Source organism: Acaricomes phytoseiuli DSM 14247 (genome assembly GCF_000376245.1).
Lineage (GTDB): Bacteria > Actinomycetota > Actinomycetes > Actinomycetales > Micrococcaceae > Renibacterium > Renibacterium phytoseiuli.
This window is the reverse complement of record NZ_AQXM01000048.1, coordinates 15,696-32,109: the sequence shown is the minus strand read 5'-3', so window position 1 is coordinate 32,109 and position 16,414 is coordinate 15,696. Positions and strand designations below refer to the sequence as shown.

Annotated in this window: 16 protein-coding genes; 3 read left to right on the top strand and 13 right to left on the bottom strand. The window is 63.1% G+C overall.

Annotation, left to right across the window (positions count from 1 at the left end; translation table 11 throughout):
• Positions 1-3 precede the first annotated feature (3 nt).
• Positions 4-657 (bottom strand): DUF4232 domain-containing protein, encoded by a 654-nt coding sequence (locus C501_RS12410; RefSeq protein WP_018134295.1) that lies wholly within the window; start codon positions 655-657, stop codon positions 4-6.
• A 106-nt stretch (positions 658-763) separates the two neighbouring features.
• On the opposite strand from C501_RS12410, the gene C501_RS0103745 reads away from it, so the two are divergent.
• Positions 764-1,741, top strand: a complete 978-nt coding sequence (locus tag C501_RS0103745) for an HhH-GPD family protein (RefSeq protein WP_018134294.1) — start codon at positions 764-766, stop codon at positions 1,739-1,741.
• 18 nt (positions 1,742-1,759) lie between these two features.
• Positions 1,760-2,149 (top strand): VOC family protein, encoded by a 390-nt coding sequence (locus C501_RS0103740; protein ID WP_026174578.1) that lies wholly within the window; start codon positions 1,760-1,762, stop codon positions 2,147-2,149.
• Between the two features lie 27 nt (positions 2,150-2,176).
• Here the strand turns inward: C501_RS0103740 and C501_RS0103735 are convergent, their stop codons facing one another.
• The 8 genes from C501_RS0103735 to lysS form a co-directional block, all read right to left on the bottom strand.
• Positions 2,177-2,872 carry an HPr family phosphocarrier protein gene (locus C501_RS0103735; protein WP_018134292.1) on the bottom strand — a complete coding sequence of 232 codons (696 nt, stop codon included), beginning with the start codon at positions 2,870-2,872 and terminating at the stop codon, positions 2,177-2,179.
• Positions 2,873-2,880: 8 nt separating this feature from the next.
• Positions 2,881-3,474: an amino-acid N-acetyltransferase gene (locus C501_RS0103730; RefSeq protein WP_018134291.1), complete on the bottom strand. Its 594-nt coding sequence runs from the start codon at positions 3,472-3,474 to the stop codon at positions 2,881-2,883.
• Complete coding sequence (locus C501_RS0103725) at positions 3,471-5,540, bottom strand: S9 family peptidase (RefSeq protein WP_018134290.1); 2,070 nt, start codon at positions 5,538-5,540, stop codon at positions 3,471-3,473. Before C501_RS0103725 ends, C501_RS0103730 begins: the two co-directional genes overlap by 4 nt.
• A gap of 76 nt (positions 5,541-5,616) precedes the next feature.
• Positions 5,617-6,915 (bottom strand): alpha/beta hydrolase, encoded by a 1,299-nt coding sequence (locus tag C501_RS0103720; RefSeq protein WP_018134289.1) that lies wholly within the window; start codon positions 6,913-6,915, stop codon positions 5,617-5,619.
• A 163-nt stretch (positions 6,916-7,078) separates the two neighbouring features.
• The gene (locus tag C501_RS0103715) at positions 7,079-9,571 is read right to left on the bottom strand and encodes an ATP-dependent Clp protease ATP-binding subunit (RefSeq protein ID WP_026174576.1); all 2,493 of its coding nucleotides are present in this window, start codon (positions 9,569-9,571) and stop codon (positions 7,079-7,081) included.
• A 153-nt stretch (positions 9,572-9,724) separates the two neighbouring features.
• Positions 9,725-10,063 carry a histone-like nucleoid-structuring protein Lsr2 gene (locus tag C501_RS0103710; protein ID WP_018134287.1) on the bottom strand — a complete coding sequence of 113 codons (339 nt, stop codon included), beginning with the start codon at positions 10,061-10,063 and terminating at the stop codon, positions 9,725-9,727.
• 160 nt (positions 10,064-10,223) lie between these two features.
• Positions 10,224-10,373: a hypothetical protein gene (locus C501_RS14400; RefSeq protein ID WP_018134286.1), complete on the bottom strand. Its 150-nt coding sequence runs from the start codon at positions 10,371-10,373 to the stop codon at positions 10,224-10,226.
• Positions 10,374-10,381: 8 nt separating this feature from the next.
• Positions 10,382-11,857 (bottom strand): lysine--tRNA ligase, encoded by a 1,476-nt coding sequence (lysS, locus tag C501_RS0103700; RefSeq protein ID WP_406566335.1) that lies wholly within the window; start codon positions 11,855-11,857, stop codon positions 10,382-10,384.
• 182 nt (positions 11,858-12,039) lie between these two features.
• On the opposite strand from lysS, the gene C501_RS0103695 reads away from it, so the two are divergent.
• Entirely contained in the window at positions 12,040-12,999 is a 960-nt protein-coding gene (locus C501_RS0103695; RefSeq protein ID WP_018134284.1) for a ribokinase, read from the top strand.
• On the opposite strand, the gene C501_RS0103690 is transcribed toward C501_RS0103695, so the two are convergent.
• From C501_RS0103690 to C501_RS0103675, 4 genes are all read right to left on the bottom strand, one after another.
• Positions 12,988-13,446, bottom strand: coding sequence for a hypothetical protein (locus C501_RS0103690; protein ID WP_026174575.1), 459 nt, complete (start codon positions 13,444-13,446; stop codon positions 12,988-12,990). The genes C501_RS0103695 and C501_RS0103690 overlap by 12 nt on opposite strands.
• Positions 13,447-13,527: 81 nt before the next feature.
• The gene (locus C501_RS0103685) at positions 13,528-14,097 is read right to left on the bottom strand and encodes a hypothetical protein (protein ID WP_018134282.1); all 570 of its coding nucleotides are present in this window, start codon (positions 14,095-14,097) and stop codon (positions 13,528-13,530) included.
• Positions 14,094-16,100, bottom strand: a complete 2,007-nt coding sequence (locus C501_RS0103680) for an alpha/beta hydrolase (protein WP_169332111.1) — start codon at positions 16,098-16,100, stop codon at positions 14,094-14,096. Before C501_RS0103680 ends, C501_RS0103685 begins: the two co-directional genes overlap by 4 nt.
• A gap of 9 nt (positions 16,101-16,109) precedes the next feature.
• Positions 16,110-16,367, bottom strand: coding sequence for a hypothetical protein (locus C501_RS0103675; protein ID WP_018134280.1), 258 nt, complete (start codon positions 16,365-16,367; stop codon positions 16,110-16,112).
• Positions 16,368-16,414: the final 47 nt, after the last annotated feature.

Genomic DNA, 16,414 nt, shown 5'->3' with positions numbered 1-16,414 from the left:
GCGTCAGGAAGCAAGGACGAACGCTTCCGGCGGTGACATCATCGCCCCGAGCTTCACAGTCAGCGTGTACGTGCTGCCGGGCCCGGCTGGCGGAATTTCGGGGACCGGAGTGCAGCCCGGGACGCTCCGAGTGCGGTTCCAGGAGAAATTGGCTTTCTCCGTGGCCCCTGAGGCCAGTGTGCGCTGTAGATCCTGTGGATCCTGCCGGCAGTCTGTTGAGGAGAACACCCGATCCTCCCCTCTGTTCACCAGGAATTCCATCTGCGAGGTACCCAGGTTGAGCTCACAGGCGGCGCTGCCGGTATTCGTCACGGTCAGAGTCAGCACCGGATTCTGCCCCGCGTTGTAACTGGGGGCGTCCGTGCTGGCGGCAAGAGAGATCTGGGCCGGATCGCAGGGCGGCGCCGAGCTGGCCGGAGCGGTACTGGGCGATGCTGAGCCCGACTCTGTTTCTGTTGTGGCGGCGGGTGCACTGGTGACAGAAGCAGTCGGCGTTGAATCCGTGCCGGCAGCCTGGCTACCAGAGCCTCCGCTGAGGCCACTGATGAGCGACACCACTGCCCAACCCACGAGGAACACGATCACGAGCGCCGCCATGCCCGCGACGAGCCTGCGCCGCCGGTACACCGCCGGGGAAACTCTGCCATGCTCGCTCATTGCTCAAGCCTACTGCTTCCAACCCGGGCACGCGGCCAGTGACCGCCTTGAGCCCGCGGTGCGGTCAGGGCGGTCAGAATGCCCGAAGAGGGATACCGTGGGATAGATGACTGACCTCCCGGACGGCACTGCTCATACAATCTCTGCTGCTGCCTCCACTTCGATCACGCAGATCCGGCAGCGGGTGACCGACTGGTTCGCCCGGGAGCAGCGGGATCTGCCCTGGCGGCATCCTGAGCGGACTGCCTGGGGCGTCCTCGTCAGCGAAGTGATGCTGCAGCAGACCCCGGTGGTGCGGGTGCTCCCAGTCTGGCAACAGTGGCTGGACCGCTGGCCCGAGCCCGCCGCACTCGCCGCCGATTCCAGCGGCGAAGCCGTACGGGCCTGGGGGCGGCTGGGATACCCGCGGCGGGCACTGCGCTTGCACGCGGCGGCCACCAAGATCGCCTCCGATCACGGCGGCATCGTACCGCAGAGCATCCCGGAGCTGCGCGCCCTTCCGGGAATCGGGGACTACACCGCAGCAGCGGTGGCAACCTTTGCCTTCGGCCTTCGCAGCACGGTCGTGGACACCAATATCCGGCGAGTCGAAGCGCGGCTTTTCCAGGGAGACGCCCTGCCCGCACCGATTCTGACCGCTGCGGAGATGCGACTGGCCGAAGAGTTGCTTCCCGAAGATCCCGGCGAAGCAGTCAGTTGGAATGCGGCCGTCATGGAGCTGGGCGCCCTGGTGTGCACCGCCCGCAGCCCGCAGTGCAGCATCTGCCCGGTCAGCACGGAATGCGCCTGGATCGCCGCAGGGAAACCCGCACCCAGCTATCAGCCCAAAGGCCAACCATGGGCCGGAACCGACCGGCAACTGCGCGGCGCGGTGATGGCAGTACTGCGCGCCGCAGAGCATCCGGTGCCAGGAGAACTCTTGCATGCACCGGCCGTCCGACTGGATCAGCGAGCCCAGCCACCGGAACTCACTCGGCTCTATGCCCTGGACAGCGAACCCAGCCGGCTGGAGCGCATTCTGGAAGGTCTCGTAGCGGATGGTCTGGCGGTCCGCACCGAGGCGGGGCTGGCGCTTCCTTCCTGACATGCAACAATGAACACCATGCTGATCAATCTGAGCAGTGTCTACGTTGATGACCAAGAGCGCGCTCTGAACTTCTACACCGACACCCTTGGCTTCCTGAAGAAAACGGATGTCTCAGCCGGTGAACACCGCTGGCTCACGGTAGTCTCCCCAGAGGCTCCTGACGGCACAGAACTGGTGCTGGAGCCCGATGCGCATCCGGCGGCCAAAACCTTCAAAGCAACGCTTTTCGCCGATGGTATCCCGCTGACCGCCTTCGCGGTCGAGGACGTCAGAGCCGAATACGAACGGCTCCGCGAGCTCGGTGTGCGGTTCGCGCAAGAGCCGAAAGATCTGGGTCCGGTGACCACGGCCATCCTCGATGACACCTGCGGCAACCTCATCCAGCTCTCCCAGTACCGCAGCTGATACAGGTACTCGGCGACTCCTCGGCGGTCAGATCTCGCCGAACCCCTCGGTGACCTTCGCGTGCACCAACTCGACTGCGCGCTGAGCATCGGGGCCGCGCGCGGTCACCTTGAGCGTACTACCCTGCTGAGCGCCCAGAGACATCAGCATCATGACTGACTGACCATCGACCCCGTTGATCTCGATATCGGTGTCGAGGGCGCTCAACGCGGCCGCGAGCGTCGCGGCCGGGCGGGCATGCAGACCCAGCGGATTGACCAGCACCACCTCGATGCTCACCTTGCGCGGCCGAGGCTGATCCTGCGGGGCACTATGCTCAACGGTTCGCTGACTCGCAACTATCGGCCAAGCTTCCGGCCAGAGCGCGCTTTCCGCGGCCTGACGCACCTCGGCCAGGCTGCCACCGGATTGTGCCTGCAGTGCCGCGGCCACAGCGCCTTCCACGAGCGGTGCCTGAGCCAGCTGCGCGAGCTCCGGATGCGCCACCTCCGCCAGCACGGCTTCCGCTACTTCTGCCGCAGGGCCGACATCGGTGAGCAGGAGCACGGGGCCGCCGGCCTGTTCTACTGCGGCAGCGACTTTGGTCCGGGAAATCCCGGCAGAGCCGTCCTGGTCTCCGCCAGCGGGCAGGATCTGCGCCTGCGGAGCCATCTCGCTCACGAGTTCAGCGACGCCTTCGGCGAGCCGGGTGCTGTGCGCAACGATAATCAAAGTCACTGTCATAGGAACTCTCACAACCTGCGGATCATCCGGGTATTACCCAGAGTATTCGGCTTGACTCTGGCCAAGTCCAGGAACTCGGCGACGCCTTCATCCGGGGAGCGCAGGAGTTCCGCGTACACCTCGGGGGTGACTGCATCGTGACCGGTGTTTTCACCGGCCTGGCCCAGCTTACTGGGTTCGCTCTCCGCTTCGGTCATGGGCGCGAAATCGTGGCGGCGGAAGAAGTCCACCTCGAAGGTCAGGCAGAAGAGTCTGCTGACTCCCAGCTCACGCGCCCGAGCGATGAGCTCCTCGACAAGCCGGTGGCCGACGCCGAGGCCGAGCCAACCCGGTGCCACGGCGAGCGTGCGGACTTCAGCCAGGTCTTGCCACATCACATGGAGCGCCCCGCAGCCCACCAGCCGCCCGTTATGCTCGGCGACCATGATCCCTTGGAGTCCCTCGTAATACGCCACGGTCTCCTTGGCGACGAGAACCCGGCGCTCAACCAGCGGGTCCACCAGAGCCTTGACCCCCGGCACATCGGTCGTCCGGGCGGGCCGCACGGTGATCTCGCTATTGGCGGCCTCCCCGTCGACCTGGTGCAGTTGCGGATCGCTCATAGGCCCAATTCCTCAGGCAGCGGAACATCGGTTCCCAGTACATGCTCCGCGAGGAAGGACTCGACCACGGCGTACCAGATCCGGGCGTGCTGCGGGCTGAGGATCCAGTGATTCTCGTCCGGGAAGTACAGGAATCGATGCGGGGTGCGCCCTTCGGCATCGGTGGCTAAAGCGGATTCCGCCAGAAGCTGGTACCACAGGCTCAGCCCTTCGCCGATCGGCACCCGGTAGTCCTTATCCCCGTGGATCACCAGCATCGGGGTCTTGATGCTGGTGACCGCAATGTCCGGAGAGTTCTGTACGGCCATCTCCGGGCTAATTTCCTGACGCCAGTAGTTAGCCGCGTCTGTGCTCGTGCCGAAACCCGGTAGTTCCCAGAGACTCGCATGGCTGACGATGGCCCGGAATCGATCGGTGTGGCCGGCGACCCAGTTGGCCATATAACCGCCGAAGGAACCGCCCATCGCCGCGGTGCGCCCAGCATCGATATCCGGCCGGGCCACGGCGGCATCGGTAGTCGCCATCAGATCGGTGAACGGCTCGGCACCCCAGCGACCCCAGCCGCGCTGAATGAAATCCTGCCCGTATCCCGTGGAGAGCGCCGGATCCGGCAGCAGCACGGCGTAGCCACGCGCGGCGAGAATCCAGGGGTTCCAGCGCCAGGTCCAGGCGTTCCAGGAATTCAGCGGACCGCCATGAATCCACAGCAGCAGTGGATGCGGGCCGCTGCCCTCGGGCAGAACCAGCCAGGAGCGCACCGGCGTGCCATCACTGGCCGTTGCCGTGAGCTCTTCCAAGCGGCCCGGTAGCTCCGGCCGCTGCACGGGCCCGCGCAGTAGCCGCACCTCGCCGCTCACCGGGTCGATGCTCACCGGTTCCGGCGGGAAAGCGTAGGAGTTGCGCAAAGCATAGAGTGCGGAGCCGTCCGGGGCGGCCAGAACATCGGTGTAGACAGCGTCATCACGGGTCAGCTGCCGGATCTCCTGCGCCTCGGTGTCCAGGAGGAAGATCGGCCCGCGGCCGTGGTGATCTGCCGTGACGACGAGCGTACGGCCATCGGGCAGCCAGGCCTGCGGGTTTCCCCAGCGATCCCAGCCCGGAACCAGTTCCACGAGCTCAGCGGAGCCCGCGGCAGCCGTCAGATCCAGCAGGCACAAGGTGCTCTGCGGCGCATCTGTGGGAGTGGTGTGCTGATCCCTGACGATCACCGCCCGGGAGCCATCCGGGCTGATCGGGCCAGGGTGTAGGGCCGCCCCAGAATCTTCCGCGAGGATTTCGCGGCGCCCGGTAACGGTGTCGATCCGCTCGATACGCCGGGTGCTCTCCGCAGCCTCACCCGGAACGAAGACTCCGGCCAGGAGCATCCGGCCATCCGGGCTGAGCTGGACATCGGCTTCAAAGAGGCCCCTGCCGATGTCACTGCTCAGCGACCGCAGTCGAGTTACCTCGTTTTCTTCTTCTTTCTCGAGGGCGAAAAGCCGCCGTTCAGCGGGTCCAAGATCATGATCCCAATACCGTACGGGGTAACCGCTGTGCAGTATGGCGGAGATCTTCTTCTCTTTCCGGACCTTGCGCAGGCGGGCCTCTTCCTCGTCATCGGCCGCACCGGCGAGCATCGTGGCGTCGACAATCACTGTCTGCGTTGCCGGCTGCGTCCAGAAACCGCTGATACCGCCCGGGCGAGTACACCGCAGCCGCGCTTCTCCGCCGCCGGCCGGCAGCTCCCAGAGCGAGACCTCCGGATTCTCCGCCGCAGTTTCCTTGTTCCCCGAGGGCCGCTTGGACAGGAAGAGCAGAGTTCCATCAGCTGTGAAGCCGGGGGCGGACTCACCTTCAACGCTCTGGGTCAACCGGGCGGCCTCCTGCTGCCCCGATGGATCAACCTGCCACAAGGCGCTGCGGAATCCGGTGCGCTCCGGGGTCAGTGTGCTCACGGTAGTAACCAAGCGCCCATCATCCGGGCTGAGCGCCAAGCCGCTGAGCCTCGGAATCTTCAGGTACTGCTCGAGGTCGCCAAACGGTGCCGGAGCCGAGCCTGCAGCGGGAGCGGCATCATCGCCGGTCATAGCGTTCATGCAACCGGTCTATCACATCGGGGCACGGTTTCGACATTTCGCCGCCGGTACCGGCAGTCGGGAAAACTCACTTGACGCCAAAACGCTGCATGAGCCAATCCAGGTTCTTCGTGAGCCCGGGTCTCCAGACATCCCAGCTGTGGCCGCCTGGAAGAGTCTGCAACTGCACATCAGCACCCGCCGCCTTGAGCGCCTGGTAGGCCTGCTGACCCTGCTCCTTGAAGCCGGCATCGTTTCCTCCGACCACGACTATCCCGGCACTACCGTTCAGTTTAGTCGTCCTCAGCTGCTGCAAGGGGCGGGACTGCTCATAGGCTGCCTGATTGCCGCCGAAGTACGTATCGATGATCTTCTGTGGGCCGCCCGGAAGGGTCTGCTCTTTCTCTCCGGAGATCATGAGGAACGTGGGATAGGTCTGCGGGTAGCCGACGCCGAGCTGCAGCGCGCAAGTGCCTCCGTAGGAGAAGCCGCCAATGGCGAACTGCCGGGCAGAGCCCAACCCCAGGCTGAAGTTCTCCTTGACGTAATTGGGCACATCAACAGACAGATAGGTCGCCCCCTGACCCACATTGGAGTTCATGCACAGCGGCCAGTTGGGCGCGAAGTTGCCGCTGGCGTCAGCCATCACAACGAGCGGGGCGAGCCCTTTGTTCTTCGCCGCATAGGCGTCGAGCTCCTGGGCGATGCGCCCCCCGGTCAACCAATCGGCTGAACCGCCGGGATTACCGTGGATGAGCACCAGCACCGGAACATTGGCGGGCGTGGCCACCTGCGCCGCGGGCGGAATGTAGATGAAGCTATCGCCGGCAGTCAGTCCGGAAGCCGTCCCGGGGATCTGCACCTTGACGACTTTGCCTTCTGTGGGCATATCCGCAGGCGGGTTCCAATCAGCCTGGCGTACCGTCGGCGTCTGCGCGGTCAGTGCTGCATCGTTCAGATCCGGCAAGGAGTTCTCGATGCTGACGCCGTTATCGCCCCAGAGACTGCCCAGCGTGGGGTAATAGCCGAAGACCTGGTTGATCTGACCCGCCGCGGCCAGGATCACCAGAAGCGCGGCCAGCGGGGAGAGCAGGCGGGTGTACCAACGGCGCGAACTCAGCAGCCGCGGTATCAGCAATACCAGTGCGATAACGACCACCCCGGCGAAGAAATAGATGCGCCAGTCCAGAGGAGCGCCCCAGGGGTTGAAGACATCATCGATCAGAATCTTAGCCCCGAAGCCCACCAGCACTCCGGCAGCCAGCGCGATCGGCACTGCCCGGCGAAGGTGCCGGGGCGGCCCGATGATCAGCCAGAGCAGGGCTGCCAAGCCGAGTAGTGGCAGTACTATCGTCAACCATCCGGCGGTCAGACCGACATCGGCCATAGCTGTCCTCGCACTTCCTGATCTGCACTCATCTGATGCGCCCCGGGCGGATTATCAACCGCAGCTGAAGACACAAACACGTCCTCAGCGGATGGGCGCCCCTTAGGTTTACCCCATTGCGCTGAGGACGTGTTGTGAAATCTGCTTGCTTCCGAGCCCGGGCTCAGGAGACCGGTGCGATCTCCGGGACCCTGGGCTTGGCGTTGCCCGCGAAAGTGAACTTCGCATCATCGCCTTCGCCTTCGACATCGATCACGACGATCTCGCCGGGCTTGAGCTCACCGAACAGGATCCGCTCGGAAAGCTGATCCTCGATCTCGCGCTGGATGGTCCGGCGCAGCGGCCGGGCACCCATCGCAGGATCATAGCCCCGGTTGGCCAGCAGCTCCTTAGCCTTATCGGTGAGTTCGATGCCCATATCCCGGTCCTTGAGCCTGGCTTCGAGCCGATCGAGGAAGAGATCGACGATCTGGATGATCTCGTCCTGAGTCAGCTGCGGGAAGACCACCACGTCATCAACGCGGTTGAGGAACTCCGGGCGGAAGTGCTGCTTGAGCTCTTCGGTCACCCTGGCCCGCATCCGGTTGTAACTGGTCTGAGTATCTGCTCCGGACTGGAAGCCGGTGGCCACCGCCTTGGAGATATCCCGGGTGCCCAGGTTGGTGGTCATGATGATCACGGTGTTCTTGAAGTCCACCACCCGGCCCTGGGAGTCCGTCAGACGCCCGTCTTCGAGGATCTGCAGCAAGGAGTTGAACAGATCCGCGTGCGCCTTCTCGACCTCGTCGAAGAGCACTACGGAGAACGGACGGCGGCGGACCTTCTCGGTCAGCTGCCCGCCTTCTTCGTAGCCGACGTATCCTGGCGGGGCGCCGAAGAGCCGGGAGACGGTGTGCTTCTCCGAGTACTCCGACATATCCAGGGTGATGAGTGCTTCCTCGTCGCCGAAGAGGAACTCGGCGAGCGCCTTAGCCAGTTCCGTCTTGCCGACACCGGTGGGGCCGGCGAAGATGAAGGAACCGCCGGGGCGCTTCGGATCTTTCAGCCCGGCACGAGTACGGCGGATCGCCTGTGAAAGCGACTTGATCGCCTCGTCCTGGCCGATGACCCGCTTATGCAGCTCTTCCTCCATCTTCAGCAGACGGCTGGACTCCTCCTCCGTGAGCTTGAAGACCGGGATGCCCGTGGAGTTCGCGAGCACTTCCGCGATCAGTTCTTCGTCCACCTCGGCAACCGTATCCAGGCCGCCGCTGCGCCAGGAGCGATCCTTCTCCGCCAGCTCGGAGGTCAGCTTCTGCTCGGTATCCCGCAGTGCCGCAGCGCCTTCGAAATCCTGAGCATCGATAGCCGCTTCCTTCTGCGCCTTCACCGCGGCGATCTCCTCCGCCATGGCCTTCAGCTCGGGCGGAGCAGTCATCCGACGGATGCGCAGCCTGGCACCCGCCTCGTCGATCAGGTCGATCGCCTTATCCGGCAGGAACCGGTCCGAGATATAGCGCTCGGCGAGGTTCGCCGCTGAGGCCAGGGCGGCATCGGTGATGGAGACCCGGTGGTGGGCCTCATACCGATCGCGCAGCCCCTTGAGGATCTCGATGGCGTGCGCAACGGAAGGCTCGTTGACCTGGATCGGCTGGAAGCGGCGCTCGAGCGCTGCGTCCTTCTCGATGTGCTTGCGGTACTCATCCAGCGTGGTGGCACCGATGGTCTGCAGCTCGCCCCGGGCCAGCATCGGCTTGAGGATGCTGGCGGCGTCGATAGCGCCTTCTGCGGCGCCGGCACCCACCAGGGTGTGGATCTCGTCGATGAACAAGATGATGTCTCCGCGCGTGCGGATATCCTTGAGCACCTTCTTGAGCCGCTCTTCGAAGTCGCCGCGGTAGCGCGATCCGGCGACGAGCGAGCCGAGGTCCAGGGTGTAGAGCTGCTTGTCCTTGAGCGTCTCCGGAACATCGCCGCGCACGATCGCCTGGGCCAGGCTTTCGACCACGGCGGTCTTGCCAACCCCGGGCTCGCCGATCAGCACCGGGTTGTTCTTGGTGCGGCGGGAGAGCACCTGCATCACGCGTTCCATCTCGTGCTCGCGTCCGATGACCGGATCGAGTTTGTTCTCCCGGGCCGCCTGGGTCAGGTTCCGTCCGAACTGGTCCAGGACCACGGACCCCGCCGGGGTGCCTTCCTGCTGCCCCTGGCCTACACCGGCGCCGGCAGTTTCTTTACCCTGGTAGCCGGAGAGCAGCTGGATGACCTGCTGCCGCACGCGGCCGAGATCAGCGCCGAGCTTGACCAGCACCTGGGCCGCGACGCCCTCGCCCTCACGGATGAGCCCGAGCAGAATGTGCTCGGTACCGATGTAGTTGTGGCCGAGCTGAAGGGCCTCGCGCAAGGAGAGCTCCAGCACTTTTTTGGCTCGGGGGGTGAAGGGGATGTGGCCACTGGGCGCTTGCTGGCCCTGACCGATGATCTCCTGGACCTGCTCGCGCACCGCATCAAGGGAGATATTGAGGGACTCGAGCGCTTTGGCTGCGATGCCCTCCCCTTCATGGATGAGCCCGAGCAGGATGTGCTCGGTGCCAATGTAGTTGTGGTTGAGCATACGAGCCTCTTCTTGGGCTAATACGACAACGCGTCGGGCTCTATCGGTGAATCTTTCGAACATTGCGCCACACTCCTAGCTGCTGCGTGCTTTTGATGCTACGCAGATTTATCGCGGAGCGGCAGTGTGTTCGCCATAGGGAAAACCCGCCGGAACAGAAGTTCTGGCGGGTTTTCCCTATGGCGAACTGAGCTTTTCGTCGCTGGCCCTACGAGGTCAGCCGTTGGCTTTGTGATAAGCCTCGACGATATCGGCCTGGATGCGGCCCCGGTCACTCACGGTGTAACCGTTGTCGCGAGCCCACTGGCGGATCCGGGAGATGTCATTGCTGTTGGCAGCACCGGCACGCGAACCCCGGCCCCGGCCACGTCCACCACGGGCCGTGTTCTTGCGAGCGGCCTCTACGTATGGCTTGAGCGCGTTCCGGAGCTTTTCTGCATGCGCAACAGAAAGGTCAATTTCATAACCGGTGCCATCAAGGCCGAAAGCAATCGTCTCTTCTGCGGTGCCCCCATCGAGGTCGTCGACCAGGATGATATTAACTTTCTGTGCCATGAAAGCCCCTTATATGAATTGAAATTTGAAGTGAAAGTGCACTGAATCCTTGTTAGTGCATCACTAACAATGTCTATTGTTACAACGTAACCGAGGAAGGGTCAAATTCCTTGTGGCTTGTAAAGCCTCCACTGAGAATCGAATACACTACACAATTTTATTACATTCGACTTTCTTGATCTTTCACTTCGTCTTCACTGCGCGCCAAGGCCTGACGCTCGGAACGATCTGCATTGAATATCGCTCGAATCGCGAAGAAGAATATGACGCCAACACCGATGGACGGAAGAATTGCGGCAAGATATTCCATCTTGTTCCTTAGGAATCATGAGCCGCGGGCGCAATCGCCTGCGGTTTAAGTAGCGGAAAGAGAATAGTCTCACGGATGCCGGCACCCGTGAACAACATGACCAACCGGTCAATGCCCAGGCCTATACCACCCATGGGTGGTGCTCCATACTCTAGAGCGCGTAGGAAATCTTCGTCTAATTGCATAGCCTCCGGATCCCCGCCCGCAGCACGCAGCGACTGTTCGGTGAGGCGCTCGCGCTGGATGACCGGATCGATCAGCTCAGAGAACGCCGTGCCCCGTTCCATCCCGCCGATGATCAGATCCCAAGCCTCGATGAGGCCGGGCTCGGTGCGGTGCGGCCGAGCCAACGGCTGTGCTGACGGCGGATAGTCGTAGACGAAGGTGGGCTGTAGAAGATCTGGCTCGACGAGTTCGCCGAAGAGCTCCACTACCAGCTTCTCGGCATCCCAGTCCGGATTCACCGAGACATCATGAGCGGCTGCGATCTGCTGCAGCGTTTCCGCTGTCGTCTCCGGAGTGATTTCCTGACCGACTTTCTCAGAAAGTCCTGGGTAAACACCCAGCCAGCGCCATTCTGCCTCAAGATCGATAATCCCGGCGTCGGTACTGATTTGCCGACTTCCCAGCGCATCAGCACAGGCAAGGATGATCTGCCGCATGCGCTCCGCCATGACGAATTGGTCCGCATAAGCTTCATAAGATTCGAGCATCGTGAATTCTGGGCTGTGCGTGGAATCCACACCTTCATTACGGAAAATTCTACCCAGTTCATAGACTCGGTCGATTCCTCCGACAACCGCACGCTTGAGGTAAAGCTCCAAGGCAATTCTCAGGGTCATTTTCTGGTCAAAAGCGTTAACGTGCGTCTCAAAAGGGCGGGCCGCCGCGCCGCCGTGAACCAGCTGTAATATCGGTCCCTCAACCTCTATATACCCCAGATCATCGAGGGTTTTCCGTACGGTCCTGGTGACTTCCGCCCTGGTGCGCACCATTTTCCGGGCATCGTCCCGGACCATGAGATCCACATAGCGCTGGCGCACCCGGTTCTCCTCGTTGAGATCCGCGTGCAGAACCGGCAACGGGCGGATCGCCTTGGAGACCATCTGCCAGGAATCCGCCAGCACGGAGAGCTCCCCACGCTTCGAGGAGATGATCTCCCCGTGCAGGAAGACGTGGTCGCCGAGATCCACCAGGGCTTTCCAGTCGGCGAGCGCCTGCTCACCCACCTTGTCCAGGCTGAGCATGCCCTGCAACCGGGTGCCGTCTCCCTCTTGCAGGGTCACGAAGCACAATTTGCCGGTATTGCGGACGAAGACCACACGGCCCGCAACACCCGCGAATTCGCCGGTGACCTCATCCGCGGCTAAGCCATCGTGCCTCTGCCTGATCTCGGCCAGGGTATGCGTGCGCGGAACGCCGACCGGGTAGGCCTCCTGGCCGCCTTCCAATAACGCCTTGCGCTTATTCAAGCGCAATTGCATCTGCTCTGAGACCTCAGAGGCCTCGGAGACGTGGGAAGGGGCCGGCTGCGAAGAGTTCGGAGTGGTCACAGCTCAGTATTTTACCGGCCTGGCGGCCCGGATGTGCCATGCTGGCCTGGAGCTGTTACTTAGCAGCGATGAAGGCCAGTCGATAAGACCAGGAAAAGCAGGGAAGAGTCTTGATGCGCAGTGGAAATCTGATCATCGCCCTCGGCTCCCTCAATGCGGACCTCACCGTTCACTGCGAGCGGCTGCCTGAGCCAGGGGAAACCGTTCCCGGCCATGATTTCGCCGTGCTCCCGGGCGGTAAAAGCGCCAATCAAGCGGTTGCCGCGGCCCGGCTCGGGGCAGCGGTCTCCCTGATCGGCGCGGTGGGCGAAGACGCTTACGGGCAGATGATGCTGGATGCGGTGGCGGCCGCGGGCGTGGATGTCACCCACGTGCGGCGGGTTCCTGGTGGCACCGGCGTGGCTTTGATCTCGGTAGATGCCCGGGGCGAGAACAGCATCATCATCAGCGCCGGGGCGAATGCCGCGATGGTCCCCGGAATGATCCGGCCGGAGCTCTTCGAGGGCACCGGGGTGCTCTGCCTCTGTCTCGAGATACCCGTGGGTACCGTGCTGGCCGCGGCTCAGACTGCCCGGGCGGCCGGTGTGCTGGTTCTGCTCAACTTCTCGCCCAGTCCGGGTAATGCCGACGCTGCGGCCGCGCAAGCGGTACTCGGGGTGACGGATGTGCTGCTGGTGAACGAGCATGAGGCCATGGATCTACTGGGCTATGACCCTGCAAAGGACTGGTCGGAGGCGCATCTGGGTTTCCGCCGGCTCGGGGTGGACCGGGTAGTAGTCACCCTGGGTCCGGGGGGCTCCGTAGTGCTGGATTCTGGTTTAGGAGCCCCGGAGCGGGTGCCGGCGCATTCGGTGAGCTCCGCGGGTGCTGTGGATACTACCGGGGCCGGTGACGCCTTCACCGGCACGGTGGCTTCGGTGTTGGCCGATGGCGGGGATCTGCTGGCCGCGGCGCAGCGGGCCGCTGTGGTTTCTGCATTGTCCGTGACGAAACCCGGAGCGCAGAGTTCCTACCCGGATGCCCAAGAGGTTGCCGCAGCGGTTGAAAAGCTTGCTGAAGAATCAGGGGCTTGAAGGCGTCGGCCGGACCGACGCAGCAGGATCAGCCGTACAATCACTCTCTATTGAAATACGAGTGCTTACAGAGGAAGGCCGAACCACCACGTCCATCCCGGTCGGACTCACCCCGGAAATCTGAACACCCGGAATCGCCCCCTGGGCATCCTCAAACCTCGGGCCCAGCTGCCATCCCCGACTCTTCCACTCCTCCTGCACCGCATCAGCCACCCCCACCGGATCCGACACCGCACCACCACGAAGCGTAATACTGAAGAACTGCCCGCTCACATCGGGCGACACCGAACACGTGACCTGACGCACCCCGTCCTCGGTCTGCCGATTCCACGTTGGGAATGAGGTCGTTGAAAGCCGCATCGTATCCTCAACCGTGTCGTAAAAATCATCCAGCACCACCTGCGCAGGCCGAGTACCGTCAAACGGGTAATCACTGGAATTCTTCACAGAAACTCCTGGGATACCAGGTAAGCAACCCGTCATAGTGAGCGCACCTAGAACCACTAAACCCACCCGGAGCCTCATGACTCACCCCGAAGGCGTCGGCCGGACCGACGCGGCAGGATCAGCAGTACAGTCACTGCGAACCTCTATCGCGGAGACCGCGACACTGGCGACGAAAACAACATCGATTCCAGTAGCGCTGGTGACTGATACTTGAACAGCAGGATTCGGCACGTCCAAATCATCAAACCTCGGCCCCAACTGCCAACCCCGACTCTTCCACTCCTCCTGCACCGCATCAGCCACCCCCACCGGATCCGACACCACACCACCATCCAAAGAAATACTGAATAGTTGACCTTGCACATCAGGGGACGCCGAACGCGTGGTCCGACCAACTTTCCGGGGATCGGCACGATCCCACTCCGAAAACGAAGCACCCGAAAGGTCCACCGTGTCCTGAATAGTGTCGTAGAAATCCGTCCGCACCACCTGCGCAGACCGAGTACCGTCAAACGGATAATCACTGGAATTCGTCACGTTGCCTCCAGGCGGTGTAGCCATGCACGCGGTCAGGGTCAGCAGGGCTGCGCTAAGGATTCCGGCGCTGAGGGGCCGCAACCCTCGGCGCGCTCGAAGCGTTTTCATCGTCATGGGGTGATCTCATTTCCGCGCCCCACTGAAATGAGCGCGATATTCCTGAGGGATTCGGTTTTCTGATCAAAATATCCGCCACCGGTCGGGGCGTTCCAGGGTGCCCAGAAGCCGCTGCCGTTCGCCTGATGACCGTAAACCGGGGCCAGCTCTTCCCCGGTCTGCGGGTCAGTGCCGCCCCTGGAAGAGAATTCGGTAGCCCCGGGCCAGGAGATCCAGTCCGTCGGGTAGACCCGCATATCTGCGGGACGCTGATTGATTACGGTATCAACGAACCGGGCCCCGGCACCGGCTGGATCGGTCAGAAGATCTCCGAGACTGCCGGCCACAGCATTGCCCTGCGCTCCGAGAACACCACCGACCGCCACCCAGTCCATATCCGAACTCGTGGCATAGACCTGCACAGCGCCGGAGTCGCTCTTGAGAACATTGAGCTCACCGGCTGAGCGGGCCACATTGGGGTCGATACCCGCCGAGCCGACGAATGTCGCCGAAGCCACCGGCTGAGAGGTCTGGGCCAAGGCGTAGACCGCCGTGGTGCTGCCGTAGGAGTGCGCGACCACATTGAGTGCCGGCGCCCCGGCCGCGCTGCCTTGCCGGGCAATCTGCAGCCCATCCAAGGCCGCAGCCAACCGGGTGCCACCGGCCACTGCCTGATCGTTAGCGAACACCTCAGAACTCCCCGGGAACGACGCCGGAGCCTCGTAACCGATCCAGGAAACTACCGCTAATGAGGGATCTTCCCCCAATCTCCTGAGCGCCAATTCTTGTTGACGATAGAGCACTTGCGAAGTATCCGTCCAGCTGTTGATTCCACCCGGAGCAACCGTAGTGCCCATGCCCGGGATCGCATAGCTGATATTGCCTGCGGTATCGAGATCACCGATGGACACCGCGGCGAGGGGCTTGCCGCCATTGAGGTCGAAAGAAATCAGGAAGCGATTATCCCGTGGCGAACCGTCATCGTAGGTAAGCGACTGGTCTATCCCGGCAATCGCGTCCCGAACCGCCTGAGACTGCCCCGGCTGAGCCCGCAGGTAACCCAGCAGCCGGCGGTTGGCGTGATCGCGCACCTGATACGGCACGCCGTTGAGATTGCCGATGAGCCCCGGTGCCACCACGGCAAGGGCTTGCTGACGGCCCGCCGAACCCTTCCACCAGGACTTCACCCAGCCCGCGTTGACCAGCGACAGGGCAGCGGTGCGGGCTGAAGGAAAAGCTACCGCCAGCAGGCTCAGCTGCGCCTGCGAGAAACCTGCCAGAAGCGTCAGGTAATCCTGCTGAGCCTGCTGATCACCGGCTTCGGCGCGGCGCAGAAGATCCCGGCTCCGGGCCAGGGCCGGATCTGCCTTGAGTGCGGGGGCCAGGAATCCGGCGAGACTGGAATCCACGCTGGCCCTACCCAGTTGCGGCGCATCCCGCAGCATCGCGGAAAGCTCTGCCTGGCCGAGCCGGTTGCCGATAGCCAGGCGATCGCTCTGCACCTGTTCCCGGAGCTGCTGCGCCTGGGCCCGGATCAGCTGGAGTTCATCATCGGCGAAGCTCAGCATCCCCTGCCCGCGGCCGATCTGAAGCTGCCAGTCAGCCATGACCCGCTGGCCCGGGCGACTCAGCGCGAATTCCTGATCAGCCAGAGCTGCGGGGCGCGGCAGGCCGACGAGTGCTTCCGCTGCGGTCCGCTGGGAAAGAGCCTCCTCCGCCCTGCCCAGCAACCGATCCGTGGCGCGCTGTGCTTCCGCCAGCAGCTCATACCACTGCCGGTAGATTCCAGCGTTGCAGCCGCAGAGCTCGCTGACACTGCCCAAGATTCTGGCATTGGCAGCCACCAAGTCCGCCACCGCGGTGACCACGACACCGCTGCGCCGCACACTGATAACGGAGACCTCGCTTTGACCGGCACCCATGCGCTCGGCTTCGCTCTGCCAAAACGTGGCCCAACTGAGCACATCGTCGAGCTCCCCCGGCGCTGGGTCTCCACCCAGTAATGACCAATCTCTGCCCACGCGAAGCATTCAGGAACTCCTTGCACTCTGAGCAAGGGCTTGATCCACCTCAGTGAAAACCTCCCCCGCCTCCCGGACGGCAGCTCCGTCCGTGGCGAATATCCGGGTCAAAGACTCCAACGCTCCCTGCCAGGCCGAAAGAACCTGGGCTTCATTGCCCAGGACTGCCTCCGGCAGTGCCGGGCAGTACATACTCGTAGTACCGAGATCACCCAGCCGCTGGGCGGCTTCAGCGAAGGAAGCACCTTCGATGTCGAGCTGAGCCACCCGAGCCTCCCCTCACCGGACTTTGATCACATCTTGTACTGCTGACT

Coding starts and splice junctions, on each gene's coding strand:
- C501_RS12410 (WP_018134295.1), bottom strand. CDS start 657: ATGAGCGAGCATGGCAGAGTTTCCCCGGCGGTGTACCGGCGGCGCAGG.
- C501_RS0103745 (WP_018134294.1), top strand. CDS start 764: ATGACTGACCTCCCGGACGGCACTGCTCATACAATCTCTGCTGCTGCC.
- C501_RS0103740 (WP_026174578.1), top strand. CDS start 1,760: ATGCTGATCAATCTGAGCAGTGTCTACGTTGATGACCAAGAGCGCGCT.
- C501_RS0103735 (WP_018134292.1), bottom strand. CDS start 2,872: ATGACAGTGACTTTGATTATCGTTGCGCACAGCACCCGGCTCGCCGAA.
- C501_RS0103730 (WP_018134291.1), bottom strand. CDS start 3,474: ATGAGCGATCCGCAACTGCACCAGGTCGACGGGGAGGCCGCCAATAGC.
- C501_RS0103725 (WP_018134290.1), bottom strand. CDS start 5,540: ATGACCGGCGATGATGCCGCTCCCGCTGCAGGCTCGGCTCCGGCACCG.
- C501_RS0103720 (WP_018134289.1), bottom strand. CDS start 6,915: ATGGCCGATGTCGGTCTGACCGCCGGATGGTTGACGATAGTACTGCCA.
- C501_RS0103715 (WP_026174576.1), bottom strand. CDS start 9,571: ATGTTCGAAAGATTCACCGATAGAGCCCGACGCGTTGTCGTATTAGCC.
- C501_RS0103710 (WP_018134287.1), bottom strand. CDS start 10,063: ATGGCACAGAAAGTTAATATCATCCTGGTCGACGACCTCGATGGGGGC.
- C501_RS14400 (WP_018134286.1), bottom strand. CDS start 10,373: ATGGAATATCTTGCCGCAATTCTTCCGTCCATCGGTGTTGGCGTCATA.
- lysS (WP_406566335.1), bottom strand. CDS start 11,857: ATGCAATTGCGCTTGAATAAGCGCAAGGCGTTATTGGAAGGCGGCCAG.
- C501_RS0103695 (WP_018134284.1), top strand. CDS start 12,040: ATGCGCAGTGGAAATCTGATCATCGCCCTCGGCTCCCTCAATGCGGAC.
- C501_RS0103685 (WP_018134282.1), bottom strand. CDS start 14,097: ATGACGATGAAAACGCTTCGAGCGCGCCGAGGGTTGCGGCCCCTCAGC.